General features: G+C 55.0%; 14 protein-coding genes. 10 read left to right on the plus strand and 4 right to left on the minus strand.

The features are described 5' to 3' along the window. Positions 1–7: 7 nt before the first annotated feature. From F5984_RS25340 to F5984_RS25355, 4 genes are all read left to right on the plus strand, one after another. Complete coding sequence (locus tag F5984_RS25340) at positions 8–1,669, plus strand: complex I subunit 4 family protein (RefSeq protein WP_152127035.1); 1,662 nt, start codon at positions 8–10, stop codon at positions 1,667–1,669. 2 nt (positions 1,670–1,671) lie between these two features. Next, positions 1,672–2,955 (plus strand): APC family permease, encoded by a 1,284-nt coding sequence (locus F5984_RS25345; protein WP_152127036.1) that lies wholly within the window; start codon positions 1,672–1,674, stop codon positions 2,953–2,955. A gap of 62 nt (positions 2,956–3,017) precedes the next feature. Beyond that, a complete protein-coding gene (locus tag F5984_RS25350) occupies positions 3,018–5,732 on the plus strand; it encodes a TonB-dependent receptor (protein ID WP_152127038.1) in 2,715 nt (904 codons plus the stop codon). An 88-nt stretch (positions 5,733–5,820) separates the two neighbouring features. Further along, on the plus strand, positions 5,821–6,567 hold the full coding sequence (locus tag F5984_RS25355) for an SRPBCC family protein (RefSeq protein WP_152127040.1): 747 nt from the start codon (positions 5,821–5,823) through the stop codon (positions 6,565–6,567). Positions 6,568–6,672: 105 nt separating this feature from the next. On the opposite strand, the gene F5984_RS25360 is transcribed toward F5984_RS25355, so the two are convergent. Then, a complete protein-coding gene (locus F5984_RS25360) occupies positions 6,673–7,890 on the minus strand; it encodes a lytic transglycosylase domain-containing protein (protein WP_152127042.1) in 1,218 nt (405 codons plus the stop codon). Between the two features lie 220 nt (positions 7,891–8,110). Beyond that, complete coding sequence (locus F5984_RS25365; RefSeq protein ID WP_246169379.1) at positions 8,111–8,701, minus strand: DUF6134 family protein; 591 nt, start codon at positions 8,699–8,701, stop codon at positions 8,111–8,113. A 129-nt stretch (positions 8,702–8,830) separates the two neighbouring features. Between F5984_RS25365 and F5984_RS25370 the strand changes: the two genes are divergently transcribed. Then, positions 8,831–10,285, plus strand: coding sequence for an APC family permease (locus F5984_RS25370; protein ID WP_152127044.1), 1,455 nt, complete (start codon positions 8,831–8,833; stop codon positions 10,283–10,285). Between the two features lie 432 nt (positions 10,286–10,717). Here the strand turns inward: F5984_RS25370 and F5984_RS25375 are convergent, their stop codons facing one another. Then, entirely contained in the window at positions 10,718–12,295 is a 1,578-nt protein-coding gene (locus F5984_RS25375) for a bifunctional metallophosphatase/5'-nucleotidase (RefSeq protein WP_152127046.1), read from the minus strand. Positions 12,296–12,462: 167 nt separating this feature from the next. On the opposite strand from F5984_RS25375, the gene F5984_RS25380 reads away from it, so the two are divergent. From F5984_RS25380 to F5984_RS25400, 5 genes are all read left to right on the plus strand, one after another. After that, the gene (locus F5984_RS25380; protein WP_152127048.1) at positions 12,463–13,818 is read left to right on the plus strand and encodes a vanadium-dependent haloperoxidase; all 1,356 of its coding nucleotides are present in this window, start codon (positions 12,463–12,465) and stop codon (positions 13,816–13,818) included. A gap of 164 nt (positions 13,819–13,982) precedes the next feature. Continuing rightward, entirely contained in the window at positions 13,983–15,194 is a 1,212-nt protein-coding gene (locus F5984_RS25385; RefSeq protein WP_152127050.1) for a phospholipase D-like domain-containing protein, read from the plus strand. After that, complete coding sequence (locus F5984_RS25390; RefSeq protein ID WP_152127052.1) at positions 15,191–16,117, plus strand: vWA domain-containing protein; 927 nt, start codon at positions 15,191–15,193, stop codon at positions 16,115–16,117. Before F5984_RS25385 ends, F5984_RS25390 begins: the two co-directional genes overlap by 4 nt. Then, positions 16,083–16,943 (plus strand): hypothetical protein, encoded by an 861-nt coding sequence (locus F5984_RS25395; protein WP_152127054.1) that lies wholly within the window; start codon positions 16,083–16,085, stop codon positions 16,941–16,943. Before F5984_RS25390 ends, F5984_RS25395 begins: the two co-directional genes overlap by 35 nt. Beyond that, positions 16,919–18,901, plus strand: coding sequence for a WG repeat-containing protein (locus F5984_RS25400; protein WP_152127056.1), 1,983 nt, complete (start codon positions 16,919–16,921; stop codon positions 18,899–18,901). Before F5984_RS25395 ends, F5984_RS25400 begins: the two co-directional genes overlap by 25 nt. On the opposite strand, the gene F5984_RS27065 is transcribed toward F5984_RS25400, so the two are convergent. After that, positions 18,867–18,944 (minus strand): IS3 family transposase, encoded by a 78-nt coding sequence (locus F5984_RS27065; RefSeq protein ID WP_394367403.1) that lies wholly within the window; start codon positions 18,942–18,944, stop codon positions 18,867–18,869. The two genes, F5984_RS25400 and F5984_RS27065, sit on opposite strands and share 35 nt — an antisense overlap. Between the last annotated feature and the right edge of the window lie 10 nt (positions 18,945–18,954).

The following is an 18,954-nucleotide window of genomic DNA, read 5'->3' on the forward strand; positions in this document are numbered from 1 at the left end:
ACGCGATATGCTGCTCTCTTTACTGATATTTCTTCCGCTGGTTGGTGCGCTGGTTATTGCACTCCTGCCCGACACCCTGCGCCCGCAGTTCCGCCTGATTGCGCTGGGCGTGACGGTGGCCGAACTCTTCATCAGCGGACTGGTTTACGCGGCCTTCGACCCGGCCAACCCCGGCTATCAGCTACTCCAGCAAACCGACTGGATTACCCTCGCGCTGGGCAGTATCGGTTCGGTTTCGATTGATTATCTGGTTGGTATCGACGGTATCAGCCTGCCGCTGGTCATTCTGTCGGCGGTGGTGATGCTGGTGGGCGTGGTCTCTTCGTGGAACATAGTTGAGCGGCAACGGGCGTATTTTTCGCTATATCTGCTCCTGACCGGCACCGTAATGGGCTGTTTTGTGGCCCTCGATTTCTTCCTGTTCTTCCTGTTTTTCGAGTTCATGCTGCTGCCCATGTACTTCCTCATCGGGTTGTGGGGCGGCCCCCGGCGCGAGTACGCCAGTATCAAGTTTTTCCTGTACACCCTGCTCGGTTCGGTACTGATTCTGCTGGTGATGATTGGCCTGTCGATGTCGGTTATGGACCCGGTAAGCACGGCCCTGGCCACAGGCCTCATCAACAGCCCCGAACTGGCCGACACCAACATCATCCGGCTCGTTCAGGCGCAACTGGCCAATGGGCAAATCGACCCCGGTCAGCTGGTGCACACGTTTGATTTCCGGTACCTGAGCGATGGCGGCAACTACCTGCCGAGCGCGTTTCTGAGCGTATCGGGCGAAACCCTGCCGCTCGGAATACCCGCCCGGATGCTCGCGTTCTGGGCCGTTTTTATCGGGTTTGCCATCAAACTACCCATTGTGCCGCTGCACACCTGGCTACCCGACGCCCACGTTGAAGCGCCCACGCCGGTGTCGGTGGTGCTGGCGGGGGTACTGCTCAAAATTGGCGGTTACGGCTTTCTGCGGATTGCCTGGGGCTTTTTCCCCGATGGCGGGGCCGAGTACGCCCGCGTACTGGCGGGGCTGGGTGTGCTGTCTATCATCTACGGCGGTCTGAATGCACTGGCGCAGAACGACGTGAAGAAAATGATTGCCTACTCGTCGGTTTCCCACATGGGTTTTGTATTGCTGGGGGTTGCCGCCCTCACGCCCGAAGGCATCAACGGAGCCATTTACCAGATGGTGAGCCACGGGGTGCTGTCGGCCATGCTGTTTTTGATTGCCGGGGTGGTGTATGACCGCACCCACGACCGGCGCATCGATTCGTACCGGGGCCTTAACAAAACCATGCCGCAATACGCCACGCTGACAACCATCGCCTTTTTCGGGTCGCTGGGTCTGCCGGGGTTTTCGGGATTTGTGGGTGAGCTGTTTACCCTGATGGGCAGTATGCAGTCGGCCTGGTTACCGGGCTGGTTTACGGCTGCGGCCACGCTGGGCATTGCGCTGGCAGCGGGTTATTTTCTCTGGACGCTTCAGCGTATGTTTTTCGGGCCGTACTGGAGTCGGCATGAGGCCTCAGCCCTCCCCGACCTGACCCCTCGCGAGCGCCTGCTACTGATACCACTCGGTTTGCTGGCGTTGGTGCTGGGCTTGTTTCCAAATCTGATTTTCGACCTGACCCATGCGTCGGTGGGCGAGTGGCTCAAGCGGTTTCTGGTTAGTTAACAATGGCCCCACCGATTCATAAAATTGGCTGGCGAACGGCCTGCTCTCTGGTGATTGCCAACATGGTGGGCACGGGCGTGTTTACGAGTCTGGGCTTTCAGCTGGCGGCCGTACAAAACACCTGGTCCATTTTGTTGCTCTGGACACTGGGCGGGGTACTGGCCCTGATTGGGGCGTTTACCTTTGCCGAGCTGGGCACCCACTACCCCGACGAAAAAGGGGGCGACTACGTTTTTATCTCCAAAGGACTCCACCCGTTGCTGGGCTACCTGTCGGCCTGGGTATCGCTGGTGGGTGGGTTTGCCGCCCCGGTTGCCATTGCGGGCAAGGCGATGGAGTCGTACCTCGAACCGTTTGAACTGGCCTACCCGCGTCTGCTTACGGTGGGGCTGATTCTGGTCATTGGCGTCATTCACTCCATTACCCTCCGTCACAGCAGCCTGTTCCAGAACGCCACTACGCTCATCAAAATGGCGTTTGTGGGCGTGGTGCTGGTCATTGGTTTTTACGTAGCTCCCCTGGCGGGCAACGCCCTCGACTGGAGCAGCAGCTACCAGCAGGAAGTATTCACGAGTCCCTTTGCCGTTTCGTTGCTGTACGTCACCTACGCCTACACCGGCTGGAACGCAGCCGCCTACATCGTTTCTGAAATTCGGGAGCCGGGCCGTAACCTACCCAAAGCGCTGTTGCTGGGTTCGCTGGTGGTTACGGTGCTGTACGTGGCGCTGCAACTGGTGTTTTTGCGGTTGTCGTCGGTTCAGCAGCTCACCGGTCAGGCCGACGTAGCCGTGGTGGCTTTTGGCGGGCGTTTCGGGGCTACGGCAGGCCGCTGGATTAGCATTGGCATCGCTTTTCAGCTGGTGGCTACCATGAGTTCGTACATCTGGATTGGGGGGCGCGTTACGAGCCGCATGGCCCGCGACTTTCCGCTTTGGTACTATTTCCGGCACGAAAACAGCCATAATATCCCCGTACGGGCCATTTGGTTACAGATTTTACTCACGTTGGTGCTACTTTTTTCGGGAACACTGGAACAGGTTCTACTGTGTACATCGTTTGTTCTGCAACTGATGGGAACACTGGCCATCGCCAGCCTGCTCCGTACCGAACGCCTACCCACCGACTTCCCGAGCCCGTTTCGCCCCTGGTTGCAGTGGGCCTACATTGCCTTCAGCCTGTGTGTGCTGGGGTTCATTGCCTACGACCGACCGGTAGAAAGCTTTACGGGGCTGGGGATTGTAGGAGTTGGTAGTCTGACGTACTGGATAAAGCGGCCTACGGCTTAGCCGAAGGGGTTGTGCGAGCCGACAGGGTTTCCGGTCAGGTATGGATCATTCTCAACCAACCGATGAAGCACGTATTCTCCGTTCTTTTATGGCTAATCTCGCTGGGAGCGTTTGCCCAGCAGCCCGAACTCCGGGGCCAGGTAATCGACGCCACCACTAATGCGCCCCTACCCGGCGCTACCATTCAGGCCACCGGCAACCGGGGCGCAGCCGCCAATGAGCAGGGTCAGTTTACACTCCGCGTGGGCGCGGGCGAAACCATCACGGTGTCGAGCGTAGGCTACACCACGCAGCGCGTAGTGGTACCGGCCGGAGGTACCCTCACCATTGCCCTGCAACCAGGCGAAAACCTCCTCGACAACGTCGTGGTGGTCGGGTCGCGGAGTAGCTCGCGCACGGTACTCAACTCGGCCGTTCCGGTCGATGTACTGCCCATGGGTACATTGCAGCGCACCCTGCCTCAGAACGACCTCAACCAGCTGATAACCTATGTGGCCCCGTCGTTCCAGTCGAACCGGCAGTCGTCGTCCGATGGTACCGAACACATCGACCCCGCTTCGTTGCGCGGTCTCGGCCCTGATCAGACGCTCGTGCTGGTCAACGGCAAACGGCGGCACACTACTTCGCTGCTCAACAATCAGGGCACGTTTGGCAACGGAACCGTGGGCACCGACCTCAACGCCATTCCGGTATCGGCCATTGAGCGTATCGAGGTTCTCCGCGACGGGGCTTCGGCGCAGTACGGCTCCGACGCCATTGCGGGGGTTATCAACATTGTGCTGAAGAAAAACACCAACGCGCTGGAGCAACAGCTCACGGGCGGCATCACTAAAGTGGGCGATGGCAAACTGCTGCGCTACAACGCCAACTACGGCACGGGCCTCGGCACCAAAGGGGGATTCCTGAACGTCTCACTCGAAGCGTACACCCGCGAGGCTACCACCCGGACCCAAAACCATAACCTGCTGCTGTTCGATCAGTCGGCGCAGGGCAACTTCTTCGCCTACGACTTTACCGACAACCCGGCGGCCTCGCGCGCCATCGACGATCAGATTCTGGCGCAACGGGGTCTCTCGCGCGACGATTTCAACTTCCACGTGGGCGATGCAGGCATCAAAAACGCCAATCTGTTTGCCAACCTGAGCCTGCCACTGGCCAACGGCAAAGGCGAGTTTTACGCCTTTGGCGGGTACAACTACCGCCGTGGGGAGGGCTACGGATTCCGGCGGCTCCCCAGCTCACCCAACCAGATGGTCTATTCTATTTTCCCGAATGGCTTTCAGCCCAACACCCTTTCCGATATTCAGGACCGGTCTATCGCGGCCGGGCTTCGGTACCGGCTGGGCGAGTGGCAAATGGACCTGAGCAACACCCTCGGCAACAACCGGTTCGATTTTGGAGTGAGCAATACTGTGAATGCGTCGTTGCAACAACGCTCACCAACGGAGTTTAAGGCTGGGGGTCATGCCTTCACCCAAAACACGGTCAACCTCGACTTCTCGCGGTATCTGAAAGGCGTAGCCAACGGCCTGAACCTCGCACTGGGGGCCGAGTTCCGGGCCGAGCAGTACCGAATCCGGGCCGGTCAGGAAGAAAGCTGGCGTAATTACGGCCTGCAAACCGCGCCCAACGGCGAAGTGACCAACCCCTCGGGGCTGGCGGGCGGAGCGCAGTCGTTTATTGGTTTCTCACCGGCCAATGCGGGAACGTTTGGCCGGCAAAACGTGGCCCTCTACGCCGACACCGAGCTCGACCTGACCCGCCGTTGGCTAGTGAGCGCAGCCGGCCGGTTCGAGAACTACACTGACTTTGGCAGTACGTTCAACTACAAACTGGCGTCGCGGTACACCGTTACAGAAGGGTTCAACCTGCGCGGGGCATTCAGCACGGGCTTCCGGGCACCCAGCCTCCACCAGCAGCATTTCAGCTACGTGAGCACCACCATTCTGAGCAATGGCCGACTGGGCAACACGGGCTTTTTCACCAACGACTCTCCACTGGCGCAGGCCCTCGGCGTGCCTAAACTCGCGCAGGAAACCTCGCGTAACCTGAGCTTAGGCTTCACATTACGACCCAGCAGCCAGTTCAGCCTGTCGGTGGATGCGTACCGGATTCGGGTCGAAAACCGGATTGTGCTGACAGGTTTGTTCGGTTTCGATCCGTTTGGCGAGCCCGTACCGGCTATCCAGAACCTGCTATTACCGTTCGAAGCCAGTGGTGCCCGGTTCTTTGCCAACGCCATTAACACCACCACGCAGGGCATTGATGTGGTGGCTACCTCCCAGAACACGCTCGGCCAGGGACGCCTGAACGCTACACTGTCGGCCAACCTGAACCGCACGTTAGCTGACGATCAGTTTAACGTACCGGCCCGGCTCGAAGGGCAGGAGGATGTTTTCTTCAGCCCCAACGAACGCGGCCTGATCGAAACCGTTAACCCACGTCAGAAAATTAACCTTTTGCTGACGTACTCACTCGGCCGATTCAGTGCCACGCTGGCCAACATCTATTTCGGCGAGGTAACCCGTAACGGTTTTCCGTTTGGTCCCGTTCAGACATTTGGCGGCAAAGTCGTTACCGACGTTTCGGTGTCGTACAACCTCCTGAAGAACCTCACCCTCACGGCGGGGGCCAACAATCTGCTCAACGTGTACCCAGACGCCCAGGCCTATGGCAACAGCTACTTTGGCGTGTTCAAGTACGCGCCGGTGCAGATGGGCATGAACGGGGCTTCGTACTTTGTTCGGATCACGTCGGTACTTGGCAAACAAAAGTAAGGTACGAGACAGGCTTGCCATTCGCTCACAAACGTCAACCTTTGCCAAATACTCTTGTTGTTTTGTGGAATAACCAAAGACAACGATCATGGCAAAGAAACACAAGCAGTCGAAAGCCAAACTGCCGGCGATGGCGCAAGTAGAGCCCATTCCGAGCGGATCGAGTAAGATTAACGTGGGCGATAGCGAACGGGTCCTGTCGGTGGCAGGGGGCGCCCTGCTGGCTACCATTGGTATCCGGCAGGGCGGTCTCGGCGGCATGTTGCTCGCCGTACTGGGCAGTACCATTGCGTACCGGGGCGTGTCGGGGTATTGCCCGGTCAACGATTTTGTGGGCCGCGACACCTCGGAAGCCAAAGCCCAAACCGACGTGATTGAAATTTCTCAGGTCGTAACCATTAACAAGCCCCGGGCCGAGGTGTACCAATACTGGCGGCACCTCGAAAACCTGCCTGAGTTCATGACGCACCTCCAGTCGGTCACGCAAATCGACGATAAGCGGTCGCACTGGGTAGCGCCGGTTCCGGGCACCGAAAAATTCGAAAACTTCGGCAACATCGAGTGGGATGCCGAGATCACGGAAGAAGTAGAAAACAGCCGCTTGGTATGGCGGTCGGTGCCTGGTGCGAGCATCGACAATGCGGGCGAGGTGCGTTTTACCGATGCCCCCCAGGGCCGGGGAACCGAACTCCACGCCGTAATCAAATACCGCCCACCGCAGGGCATTGTCGGCGAGCTAGTGTCTAAACTTCTCAACCCGGCCTTCAAAAGCATGGTCGAAGCCGAAATCCGCCGGTTCAAGCGACTCCTCGAAACGAATAGTGTACCGGTTTAAAGGGAGGAAGGAGGAAAGGAGAAGGGAGGAAAGGGAAAAAGAATGACCGCGCTTGCGTCCCTTTCCTCCTTCCTCCCTTCTCCTTTCCTCCTTTACTCCCCTATTTCATATTTTCTCCCATTCGAGCCGCCAGCCACTGGCGAGTTCGGAAACGGGGGGCAGGGTTACACCGGGTTGTTTGGGCTTTTCAACGGCCACCAGCCGCAGGTTGATAGATGCTTGCGTTTCGGCCACAACCAGCCGGTCGGTGTGCAGAAACACCCGGCCCGTGGTCGGCTCAATCATGTCGACGTAGGCATAGACCATATCGCCTACTGACACTTTCTGCCCGTTTACTTCGCTCGGGCGCACCACTTCAAACAACACCAGCTTACCTTCCGTCAGCGACTCCTCACCCAGTCGGCGGGTAAACAGGCGGGGACCAGCCGGGACTGACCCGGCTTCGGTTCCGTTGGGGGCGCCTACTTCAACCACCGGCGCGCCAGCCACAGCCTCCTCGTCGATGTCGATATCGGTAATCAGCGTCACCTCTTCAACCGGCTTTGGGACCACCGTAGCGGTCAGGTTCTCAACCACAAATGCTTCGGGAGTAGTGTACGAAGCCAGAATAGCCTCGCGCTCCTGCGTGGTTACCTCTTCGGCTTCGGTCTTGCTCAGCTGGGCCAGAATATGCTCGCTGAAATACTGCCGGTAATGCAAAGGCCGGGTGAGCAACTCCTTAATGGCCATTGCCTGATACACATACGCCTGCGTTTCGGCCGCGCGGTACGGCATCGCCATCGGGTGCTGATCGGGGTAGCGTCTCCGAAGCTGCTGAATGTAGTTAGGGCCGGCATTGTAAGCCGCAGCTACCAGCATCCAGGAGCCCAGCTGCGCGTGCAATTGCTTGATGTAGCGGCAGGCCGCGTGGGTAGCTTTCAGCAGGTCGTAGCGTTCATCGCGGCCTTTACCAACCCGCAGCCCCAATACCCGCCCCGTTTCGGGCATGATTTGCCAGAAACCCGCAGCCCCCCGGCGCGACACCGCCCGGTTCACGGCCGCACTCTCGAGCAGGGGCAGAAACTTAAAATCGGCCGGAATGCCGTAGCTGGCAATAATCGGGTCGATGACCGGAAACACCACCGAAGCCCGGCGCTTGAGGGTGGTCAGGTGGGTAGGCTGAGCAGCCTGCCGGTTCAGAATCCGGAACCACCGTTGTTTCACGGCGGGCAGATGGTCGGGTAATGATTCGCCACAAAACGCGACGTCGGCCGTCATTTGGGCAAACAGCGGGAAGGCAAGAAATACGGTGAAGAGTACGGTTGCGAGTACGTTTTTAATCATCAGAAAACGGTTTAACCGCTGGGTCTATCCTCCCGGACCTGACCCATTCGGCGAAATGGCACATTTGACATGACCACCTGTGCTGCCCAAACAGGCCTTGCACAGAGACTCCAAAACGGCCGCTTTCCCCTCTCTTTTCGGTTTATTCGCTCTCCACACCTGCTGCCCTGTTGGCCCTGTAACCCATCGTGTACCGAGGGGTCAGAGCGGAGCGGGCAGACTACTCTAACAGCCGTATAACAAAATTTTTAATGGCGTTTTTCTTAATAATCCGCGTCAGGCGTCCCCCTTCATAAATGTACTCGTCTTCCCGATCATCGAACTGCGCCCGGTAGGTACCTTTGGGGGTTTTGCTCATCAAAAAATAGTCGCCAAAATACTCCGCGAACACCCGGTTACGCCCAACCGGCTCGCTAAAGTACAGATTAGCAACCGAATAATCAATATTTGCGGTCTGCCGGGTCTGCCGTTCGTACTTGTACTGACTCGCTTTGATGTCGTAATGATCGCCATTCCAGACAGTGCTGGAGGCAAAATCGCCCCGGTTTGTTTTGGCTTCTACCACCGCTGATAAGAGCTTATTCCCCTCGTACCGACACACGGTTTTGTAATAGATTTTAACCTTGTACACCAGCAGATTCACGAGCACATCGCTGATAATGGTGTATTGAGTGGTAGCCCCCTGAGTCTGGCGAGTGGCAGTCATCGTACCCACGCGGGCACCCGCAATTTCGATAGCGTACCGGTGCGTTTCGGGCTGGGCGCTGGCCAGATTAGCCAGCAGCATAAAGGCGATAAAAAAAAGACGCATATGGGTAAAATTAGTGAAAAAGGAAGCACCAATGCTCTCGGCCACCAACTCGACCGAGGGAGCAGGTGTTACGTACCGAGTTTTTCCGTTTCTTGCAGGATAAAGCCCCTCCTTTGTTAACAAATCTACATGGCACAACCCCTACTTGCAGACGAAAAAACTGAGTTTAAGCGTTCGCTCGGCCTCACCGACTCCACGCTGATTGTATCCGGCTCCATGATTGGGTCCGGTATTTTTATTGTTTCGGCCGATATGGCCCGCAACCTCGGGTCGTCGGGCTGGTTGCTCATGCTTTGGGTCATGACGGGCGTGCTAACCGTTTCGGCCGCCCTGAGCTACGGCGAACTGGCCGGTATGATGCCCAAAGCCGGCGGGCAGTACGTGTACATTCAACGCGCATACGGTAAGCTGCTTGGCTTTGTGTACGGCTGGACGGTGTTTACCGTGATTCAGACCGGCACCATTGCTGCCGTAGCCGTAGCGTTCACGAAGTTTACGGCGGTGTTTATTCCGGCCCTCAACCCCGAGCTGGCGTTTTTCACGATGGGAAAGATCAAGATCTCGCTGGGGTCGTTGTACGCCATCGGTAGCCTTGTTTTCCTGACCTGGCTCAACAACCAGGGCGTACAAAGCGGCAAACTGATTCAGAACGTATTTACCTCGGCCAAGCTGGTGGCCCTCTTCGGGGTTATTCTGCTGGGTATCGGCATGGGCCTGAGCGACGGCACCCTGTCGGCCAATTTCGAAAATGCCTGGACCGCGAGCAGCACCAGTGCCGATGGGTCGGTGGTACCGCTGGCGGGGATGGCCCTGTTGCTGGCGTTCGGGGTGTCGATGATTGGTTCTCTGTTTTCGGCCGATGCCTGGAACAACGTGACCTTTATTGCCGGTGAAATCAAAAACCCACGCCGGAACATTCCGCTCGCTCTGTTTTTCGGTACTTTGATCGTGACGGTCATTTACGCCTTAGCCAACGTCGCGTATCTGTCGATGTTGCCCCTGAAAGGATCGCCCGAAGCCACCGACGTACTGAGCCGGGGGATTCAGTTTGCCGAGTACGACCGGGTAGCAACGGCGGCCGTGTCGACTATCTTCGGCGATGTGGCCGTGGCGATTATGGCCGTTTTGATTATGGTTTCGACGTTTGGGTGCAACAATGGCCTTATTCTGGCGGGGGCCCGCCTATATTATGCCATGGCTAAAGATGGGCTGTTTATCAAGCAGGCAGCTACGCTTAACAAGAACTCGGTGCCTTCAACGGCGCTGTGGTTACAGTGCCTGTGGGCATCGTTGCTTTGCCTTTCGGGCACCTACGGCGACCTGCTCGATTACTGCACGTTTACCTCGCTCCTGTTTTACATTGTTACCATCGGGGGGCTGTTTATCCTGCGCCGGAAAGAGCCCACAGCCGAGCGGCCTTACCGGGCATTTGGATACCCGCTGGTTCCGGCCCTGTACATCATTGCCGGCACAGCGATCTGCGTGATTCTGCTCACCCAGAAAACCTTCAACACCGGCATGGGCCTACTTATTGCCGGTCTGGGCGTACCTGTGTTTTATTTCACCCAACGCCGAAAAGACTGACCACTTACTCGAAAAACAACAGTGGACGTTGCATGACATTTTAATTCCTTTTTTATTTGTGGCACGTTCTTTGAAAAGAGAACGTGTACAATAGTACAAGTTACGGTGGGTAAAAAAGAGCTGGCGGATTGACCAGCTTATTTTTTTGTCCATCCCCCAAGGTTTTCAGACATAGACAACCCATTTAGCCCGTTTTAGGCCTAAGAATGCAAAAAGCCGCCTGTTGAAGGGCGGCTTTTTTTATAGTTACAGTGAGTAAAGAATTCTACGGATTGTGGCAGAGACTGTGTACAAATATACACGCCTGTTCCCCAATAATCCCAGTACTACCCTATTGAATTAATATACATTTAACAAAATCTGCATCCTGCCTGTGTTTTGGGGCAAACTTTTAGCGGAGTTTAATGGGAAGGGTTTGCGGGGCATCCCCTCCTACTGCCGCAAATGATTAATAAGCACTTTGCGGATGTCGGTTCGGGGGTCGTTGGGGTCGGGTTTTACAACGGCCTTCACACCAGCATTGGCGGGCGTTAGGTAATTCAGCCCGAACTCCTTACCAGTCATCAGAAAGTCGCTGATGGCAACCTCGTAATCGCGGTCGGTTTGGAGGGGCTTGTCGTTGATAAACCACGTGCTTGTGGGTTCATCGTAGCGGGCACCAGCCATTTGCAGAAACCCGCCCCGCCCTTTGTTGAGCCGCCCCGTATGGAGTAAACTATTCAAAAGTCGGCCGGTCATGGCAACGCGCTGAATTCCTCCGCCGAACGGTAGCATCCGAACAATATCATACTGGGTGATATTGCCCCGCACCACATCGTCGATTCGGATAGAGCCCCCGTTGAACAGGGCCACGTCGGCGGTTGGGTACGCGGCCCGCATGGCCTGGGCAATGGCGTCGGTCATGGCCGTTGCCTGCCGACGAACGGCGGCTTCGCGACCATCCCACGGCTCTTTGGCCACCGTGACCACTTGTGTAGGGTCGAATCTGAGCGCCTTAAAACTTTGATCGGCTATCTTCTGCCACCGGTTTACCACCACTTGCGTCAGGCTATCGTCGGGTGTAGAGGGGTCAATCGCTTTCAGCTCCGACTCTACCTGCAATTGCTTGTTGGTATCGAACCGGAGCCGGTGAATATAGGCCGTTTTGGCGTTGGCATCGGCTTTGGCAATCACCACATTACCCACCCGTTCGAGCATATGATCGTGGTCGTGGCCACCCATAATGAGTGCGAGGCCCGGCAGTGCCTGCGCCAGCCGCCGGTCGTCGACCATGTCGATATGCGTCAGGGCCACCACCGCATCGCACTGCGGTTTGAGCCGCTCGTATTCAGCGCGGGCGGCCTCAATGGGATCGGTAATCTGTACGTAGGGTTTATTAACGGGAATAGTTACGGCCATAACGCCGATTTTGCCGCCGGGTGTTTGCAGAATCACCGAAGCCGGAAATGGGCGAGCCTGCCCCCCTGCCTGCTTGGTAAAGGGCACAAAGTCGCCCCCCTGTTTCTGGCGGGCATTGGCCACAATCCAGTCGAAGGTCGACTCGTTGATACGCTCCTGTAGATTAGTGGGCTGCTCGTCGTCGAGGTCGAACTCATGATTCCCAAAGGTGACGTACTGGACCCCAGCCGCGTTCATGACATCGACCATTTGTCGCCCCCGAATGGTTTTACCCTCGCTTTTGAGCGTACCAATCACCGACGGGCTCACAAAATCACCGGCATGAAAAAAGTAGGTGTTTGGGTTATCCTTTTTCAGGCCCCGAAACACGGTGGCCACGCGGGCCATACCGCCCACTTTCCCGTTGTCGAGGGGGGTAATTTCGTACACATCGTTGATGTGCAGAAACGTAATGGGTTTGCCCGAAGCCGACGGGGCCAACTGCGAAACCGGCTGGGTTGTGCGGCAGCCCGCTATGGACAACCCTACAAGACAAGTATACAAAAACCGCTTCATGGGCGAAATAGTCGTTTGGTGGTAAGGCGAAAGTAGGTAATCCCTGATTAAAGTCATCTGAAAGAGCCGTTGAAACCGCCGAAAAATCACATCCGATCTGTTAATTTTGTAAGTCAGTAGCTCATGAGTGCCCTGTGTCCGGGAACCGGTTTACAGGTATCTGATTTTGATGTGCGTGCCTATTGTATGCACTTCTGAGCTGCCCACACAAACCACTGGAACTTATGCAAAAAACGTTTCTGTATAGCTGGATACTCGCCCTGTTTCTGATCGGCCTGGCTGGTTGCCAGAAAGCCGGTAACCCATCCGAATACAACGCCAAAGCGGCCGACCCTACCCGCTACGACGCGGCCGTCAACAAACTCACGCAGGTGGTGGTGCACGATATTTTTTCGCCCCCGGTTGCCAGCCGGATTTACGGGTACGCCAACCTGGCCGGGTACGAAGCTCTGGTGCCTTTTGACCCTAATTATGAGTCGTTGGGGGGTAAAATGAAGCGCTTTTCGGCGGGGCCACAGCCCGAAGCTGGTGCTGAATACTGTTTCCCGCTGGCTTCGGCCAAGGCGTTTATGACGGTGGCCCGCGCCCTGACGTTCTCGACCAATTTCTACGACGAGTTTGAGCCCGCCTTTTTTGAGCAATATAAGAAGGACGGCGTTCCCGACGACGTATACGACCGGTCGGTGGCCTACGGAGAAGCTGTTGCGAAGCATATTCTCGATTATGCCGCCAAAGACTCGTACAAGCAGACGCGGGGTTTTAAGCACACCGTGACAAACGAAGAAGGTACGTGGGTACCTACACCCCCGGCGTACATGGACGCGGCCGAGCCTCAGTGGAACAAGATCCGCTGCTGGGTGATGGACACCTGCAATCAGTTTCAGCCGCCCAAGCCCTTTGCTTACAGCCTCGCCAAAGGCAGCCCCTACGAGAAAGAGGTAATGGAAGTGTATAACGTAGGTAAGAACCTTACGAAAGAACAACGTGACATTGCTTATTTCTGGGACGACAACGCGTTTGTGATGAATGTAGCCGGACACGTATCGTATGCGTCGAAGAAAATGACACCCGGCGGCCACTGGATGCACATTGCGCAGACCGTAGCCCGCCAGCAAAAACTCAACCTGATGCAGAGCGTAGAGGCTTATACCCTCACCTCATTTGCCGTTGCCGACGGGTTTATTGCCTGCTGGGATGAGAAATACCGCAGTAAAACGGTACGCCCCGAAACGGTGATCAACAAGTCGATGGACCCGAAATGGACGCCTTTCCTGCAAACACCCCCCTTCCCCGAATACCCAAGCGGGCACAGCACCATTACGGCCGCAGCCGCTACCGTACTGACAGGGCTCATGGGCGACAACATTGCCTTCACCGACTCCACTGAGTTTAAATACGGGCATGGCGTTCGGAAATTCACGTCGTTTAAACATGCCGCGCAGGAGGCTTCGGTTAGCCGGTTGTACGGCGGTATTCACTACCGGTCGGCGCTCGACAATGGCGCGGCTATGGGCGAGAAAGTAGGCCAATGGGTACTGCAAAAAGCCCGCACCCGTAAGGGCGCCGTGGCGCAGAAGTAACACAGATTTGCCATTAAGCAGCTTGACTGACGCGTGGGGTTTTGGTAGACCCCACGCGTCTTTTTTTATCTGTGAAAGTCCAAATTGACTTTAATATTTCTCTGTCAGCTTTCCTGATACAGACAAATTGTTTACTTCGCATTTTGTAGCTAACCCGTACACAATTGGCTCTCACACCTATCTTCCATGACATTGACGACACCATCCGTCAGCAAATAAAGACAGCCACCACCGAAATTATAGTCAACGTACCTTGGTTTACAGATGAGTCATTGTTCAATGAATTAGTTGCGAAAGCCCGCGTTGGAGTTGCTGTATCTATTGGCATAGAAGATGACCAAATCAACAGAGGGGCCGCTATAAACCATAATCAACTGGCACAGATCGGCGGTTGGGTTTATTGGCACAATGCCGGTAATAAAGGAGGCCTGAACCACGAAAAGTACTGCATCATTGACCGCTGTAGGGTGCTGTTTGGTAGCTACAATTGGACGTATCGGGCTGCCACTCATAACCGCGAAAGCATCCTCATGATGGAGGATGCCCAAATGGCCGAACAATACTTCCTGCGTTTTCTGGAAATGACTCAACTACCTACGGTTCGTTGTGTTGGGCCAACACCACCCATTGCTGAGGCTAAGAGCAGGTCGGTGATCGATGTCTCTTTTTTCCTCAAAGCCGAAATCCTAGTGTTGGAAGCAGAAGTTACCCAACTCGAAACTGAAAAGGCAGACCTCGAACAACGGCTGGAGTACACAGCCAATCAGATTCAGATGGCGTTACATACGCTGCTAGTAGAGAAACTGAACCTTGAAACCCAACTAGCGGCAAAACGTGCCAAAGAAACGGATAAAGCCGCTGACCGCCAGAAAGCAGACAAGCAACAACAACGACTTGAGGAAGCAGAGGAAACTTTTCGACGGGTAGCAGAGCGGCAGCAAATACTTGATATGCCCGTGGACGAAGCTTTACTGAAAAAACTCTATCGTGAAGCCTGCATGCTAGCCCATCCCGATAAGTTTATGGATACGCCCGAAAAACAAGAGAGAGCCAACAACCTAATGGCACAGATAGCCGATGCGTACCGTAACAAAGATCTCGACACGGTACGGGCTATCTGGCAGCGGTTGCAAGATGGGACAGCCTTTGGGTTTGACTGGAACACCCCCCGCAACGCTTCCGTCTTGAACCAGATACGAGGAACGCTACAAGCCCGAAAAGATGAACTAACGGCTACTATCCATCGACTTCAACAGTCATTTATATACACCATCATTACCCAATATCCCGATTTGAGCGAATATATTGCCTCCCAACGACAACAGCTACAACAAGACATCGCTATACTTCGCCAATCGCTATCTGCCCAGCCATGAGTGACTTAATTTACACCGGCAATCGGCTGCCCTCCAACCACTTACTTCAGTTCGCCGATATGCTGGCGAAAGCGTCCAGCCCAACCGTTAAACCCCGTCCATACACAGCCCGCGTGTCGCGCACCACGCCCACGGCATTTATGTTTCTGCTCGACCAATCGGGTAGTATGGACAAGGAAGTGACCGTGAAGGGGCAAACCGTGAGCAAAGCGACCTTGTTGGCCAATTCGGTCAACGACTTGCTCAATCAACTCATTTCGGAATGCCGACGCGAAGGCGAATACCGCAATTATATCGACGTATGTGTGATTGGCTACGGAGCCGATAACGATGCAACCGCCAAATATGCCTGGCAAGGAAATCTGGAAGGGCAAAGCATGGTCACGATTCAGGCCCTGAAAGATAATGCTGTAGAACGGCAGGGAACCAAAGGTAAGTGGATTTCGCCTAAAGCTGGTGGCCTTACCCCCATGAGGCAGGCCCTCGACCTGGCTCACGATACGCTGGTGCAGTGGCTGGCGAGCCATGCTGGCAAAGACATCTACCCGCCCGTTGTCATCAACATCACCGACGGAGTAGCTACCGATGCCGATGCGGCCGGACTGATTGCAGCCGCCCGTAAACTAAGAAACCTCCGCACTGTCGACGGCAACGTACTGTTATACAACGTTCATCTGACCGCCGGGCATGAAGAGCCATTCCTATTCCCCTGCCAAAAAGAGGAACTACCCGAGGACGAGTACGCATACCTGCTGTTTGACATGAGTAGCGATTTGCCTGCTCTGTACAATGCGCCGATTGCGAAAATTACGAACCGTGATGCCAATCCGTCCTATACCGCCATGGCCCTGAACGCCAACCCCATTCAGCTTGTTCAACTGCTCAACATTGGTACCAGTGTATCTCGACGCCAACACGTCTGACCCCGGCTGGCAATCTGTTTGGCAGAGTGTAGCAAAACCTGATGGCGATTATGTCCCCCACAATCAGGATGCGGCTCACCCAGTGCGTTGGTTTCTGAGTGATGGGGCTGGCGGCACAGGCTTTTTTGCCGCCGACTGGGCCCGGCACCTTTGTGAGCACCTGCCCGCCAAACCATTTCAGACCAAAGAGGCTGTTACGGAATGGTTTGAGAAATTGCGTGTGCCATTTTTCAACGCCAAACGCTCAGAAGCCGCACAATCTTTTTCCGATATTCTGGATGACTACGATCGCGAAGGCTCCTCGGCAACTTTACTCGCTGTATGGCCAATTGCCAATAAGCAGATACAGGTACTACACTATGGCGACAGTGCGGCTTTTCTGCTCGACAGACAAGGCCACCTGAAACAACGTACTACGGCCCTAATAGACTTTACCGAGCCTCCTTGGCTGTTGCACTCCAACGAGAGCCTTTTGCCCGAACACCTGCATCTGAACATCTGGCCCGTGGCCGAAGGCGATACGCTGCTGCTGGCCTCAGATGCACTGGCTCAATGGCTTCTAATCCAGTTTACTTTGCGCGAACCGGCTCTGCAACCCGAACTGGATGCCGTGTTGGCTACACCCTACGGGCTGGGTAATCAGATTATCTATTGCCAGCAACAGCACGAACCGGCCCTTACATTACCCGACCTGCTGCATCACTTGGCTGAGATGTGCGCAACCGAAGCCGCCTTCTGCACCTTTACCACCAATCTATACCAACGCGGCCAATTGGCCCTCGACGACTATACCCTACGCCTATGTTTGCGAACACCGACCTCATAGAAGCCGTAGCCAACCGGCATTTCTCCTCCCTGACACACATGGAGCCGGTTTGGGATGAACAGTACGACGAGCCCTGGTACAGCACAGGCAAAATGGGCATTGTTTTTAAACTTGCGGACCCTGAAACAGGCCAACGCTTTGCCTTAAAGGTGTTTAAAGAGCGCGACACCGAGCGCGAAGAGCGCCTACGGCAACTTGCCGAACAGTTAGCGGCTTATCCTTCTCCTTACTGGGTATCGTACCGGTTTCTGCCCGACGAGTTACGAATTGAGTCGACATTTGGGGAAGCCGAAAGGGCCTGTGTACTGCTCATGGATTGGATTGAAGGCCAAACGCTGGGGCAGTTTGTGCGCGATGCCTGCCAACAGCACGACCGGGCTACCCTCTACAAACTAACCTATGCATTTGACCAAATGGCCCTGTGGCTGCTGGCCAACCCCTTTGCCCACGGCGACCTTAAACACGACAATATTCTGATCCGGCCCAATGGCGTACCGGCACTGGTGGATTATGATGGGATGTTCTTTCCCGTTTTCACCAACCTGAAAGCCCTGGAACTGGGCACCCCCGACTACCAGCACCCTAAACGAAACCTCAACCACTACGGCCCGTATCTGGACGATTTTAGCCTACTCGTTATCTCGTTGAGCCTGTATGCCCTGGCCCACCACCCGTCTCTCTACGCCGAGTACAACACGGGCGAAAACCTAATTCTGACCCAGACTAACTTTGAGCAACCTCGCCAAAGCGCCTTGCTCAGTACCTTACAGGAACTGGATGTTCCCGGTCTGCGGCAGCGCCTTGCCCTCCTCGACTATGCCCTCGCTCTCCCTCCTCAATCCGTGCCGGGGCTCGACGTACTGCTGAAAGATAAATTCACCCACTACGCCACCCTGCAAACGTTAACTTACCCACCAACCCCTGATCTGATTCCGTACCGAAAGGGAAACAAATGGGGCTTCTGCGACCGGAATAAGAAAATTGTGATTGAGTGTGTTTATGATGATGCAGGACCATTCGAGGAGGTACTGGCAAGGGTGAAACAAGGTGGGAAATATGGCTTTATTGATCAAACTGGTAAGCAAGTGGTTCCGTTTCAATATGAGTATGCGTCACATTTCTCTGAAGGGCTGGCAAAGGTGAAGCAGTATAGGCAATGGGGATTTGTTGATAAAATGGGGCGACTAGTCATTCGTGACCGGTTTGATGATGCTTGTGATTTCTCCGAGGGGATGGCGAAGGTAAAACAGTATGGAAAATGGGGTTTTATTGATAGAACGGGCCAACTTGTAATTCCATATCAGTTTGAGGATGTTTCGAGTTTCTCTGACAGTTTGGCGAGGATGCAACAGTATAGATATGGGGGATATGGCTACATTAATAAAACAGGTCAACTGGTTATTCCCTGTCAGTTTGTGCTTGCTTGGAGGTTCTCCGAAGGGATGGCAAGTGTGCGTCTGCATGAGAAGCTAGACTTAAAGTGGGGATTTATTGATAAAACGGGTCAACTGGTTATTCCCTGTCAGTTCAATAATGCTGGTTATTTCTCAGAAGGGTTGGCCAGGGTAGAAGAATATAGAAAGTATGGCTTTGATACGAAGTATGGCTTTATAAATAATACGGGAGAACTGGTTATTCCCTATCAGTTTAGCCATGCTGGCGATTTCTCAGAAGGGTTAGCATGGGTACAAAAAGAAGGGCAGTATGGTTTTATTAACAAGGTTGGACAATTGATTATCCCATATAAATTTGGGGGTGCTTCAAATTATTCCAATGGTCTGGCTAGAGTCGGACGGCATTTAAAAGTTGGTTATATAGACCGAGAAGGCAACCAATACTGGGAGGAAGAGGAAAGTCAAGAAGCTGAACCAAGTTCGTTCGGTATGTCTTTGCCCCCTTTCGTGAGCCAGTTTGCACTGGAGTTTAAGCCGCCTGTCGGTACTCGACAGGTGTCATGAACCTCAAGGCCTGGTGAGGGCGTTCCGTGTTGTATTCGACCAACCATTCATCC

Origin of the sequence: Rudanella paleaurantiibacter (assembly GCF_009184635.1) — a bacterium.
In the GTDB taxonomy this organism is placed as follows: Bacteria; Bacteroidota; Bacteroidia; order Cytophagales; family Spirosomataceae; genus Rudanella; species Rudanella paleaurantiibacter.

What these genes read in the sequence shown, in the direction of transcription:
- F5984_RS25340 (WP_152127035.1), top strand. Translation starts at nt 8, where the DNA reads ATGCTGCTCTCTTTACTGATATTTCTTCCGCTGGTTGGTGCGCTGGTT.
- F5984_RS25345 (WP_152127036.1), top strand. Translation starts at nt 1,672, where the DNA reads ATGGCCCCACCGATTCATAAAATTGGCTGGCGAACGGCCTGCTCTCTG.
- F5984_RS25350 (WP_152127038.1), top strand. Translation starts at nt 3,018, where the DNA reads ATGAAGCACGTATTCTCCGTTCTTTTATGGCTAATCTCGCTGGGAGCG.
- F5984_RS25355 (WP_152127040.1), top strand. Translation starts at nt 5,821, where the DNA reads ATGGCAAAGAAACACAAGCAGTCGAAAGCCAAACTGCCGGCGATGGCG.
- F5984_RS25360 (WP_152127042.1), bottom strand. Translation starts at nt 7,890, where the DNA reads ATGATTAAAAACGTACTCGCAACCGTACTCTTCACCGTATTTCTTGCC.
- F5984_RS25365 (WP_246169379.1), bottom strand. Translation starts at nt 8,701, where the DNA reads ATGCGTCTTTTTTTTATCGCCTTTATGCTGCTGGCTAATCTGGCCAGC.
- F5984_RS25370 (WP_152127044.1), top strand. Translation starts at nt 8,831, where the DNA reads ATGGCACAACCCCTACTTGCAGACGAAAAAACTGAGTTTAAGCGTTCG.
- F5984_RS25375 (WP_152127046.1), bottom strand. Translation starts at nt 12,295, where the DNA reads ATGACTTTAATCAGGGATTACCTACTTTCGCCTTACCACCAAACGACT.
- F5984_RS25380 (WP_152127048.1), top strand. Translation starts at nt 12,463, where the DNA reads ATGCAAAAAACGTTTCTGTATAGCTGGATACTCGCCCTGTTTCTGATC.
- F5984_RS25390 (WP_152127052.1), top strand. Translation starts at nt 15,191, where the DNA reads ATGAGTGACTTAATTTACACCGGCAATCGGCTGCCCTCCAACCACTTA.
- F5984_RS25400 (WP_152127056.1), top strand. Translation starts at nt 16,919, where the DNA reads ATGTTTGCGAACACCGACCTCATAGAAGCCGTAGCCAACCGGCATTTC.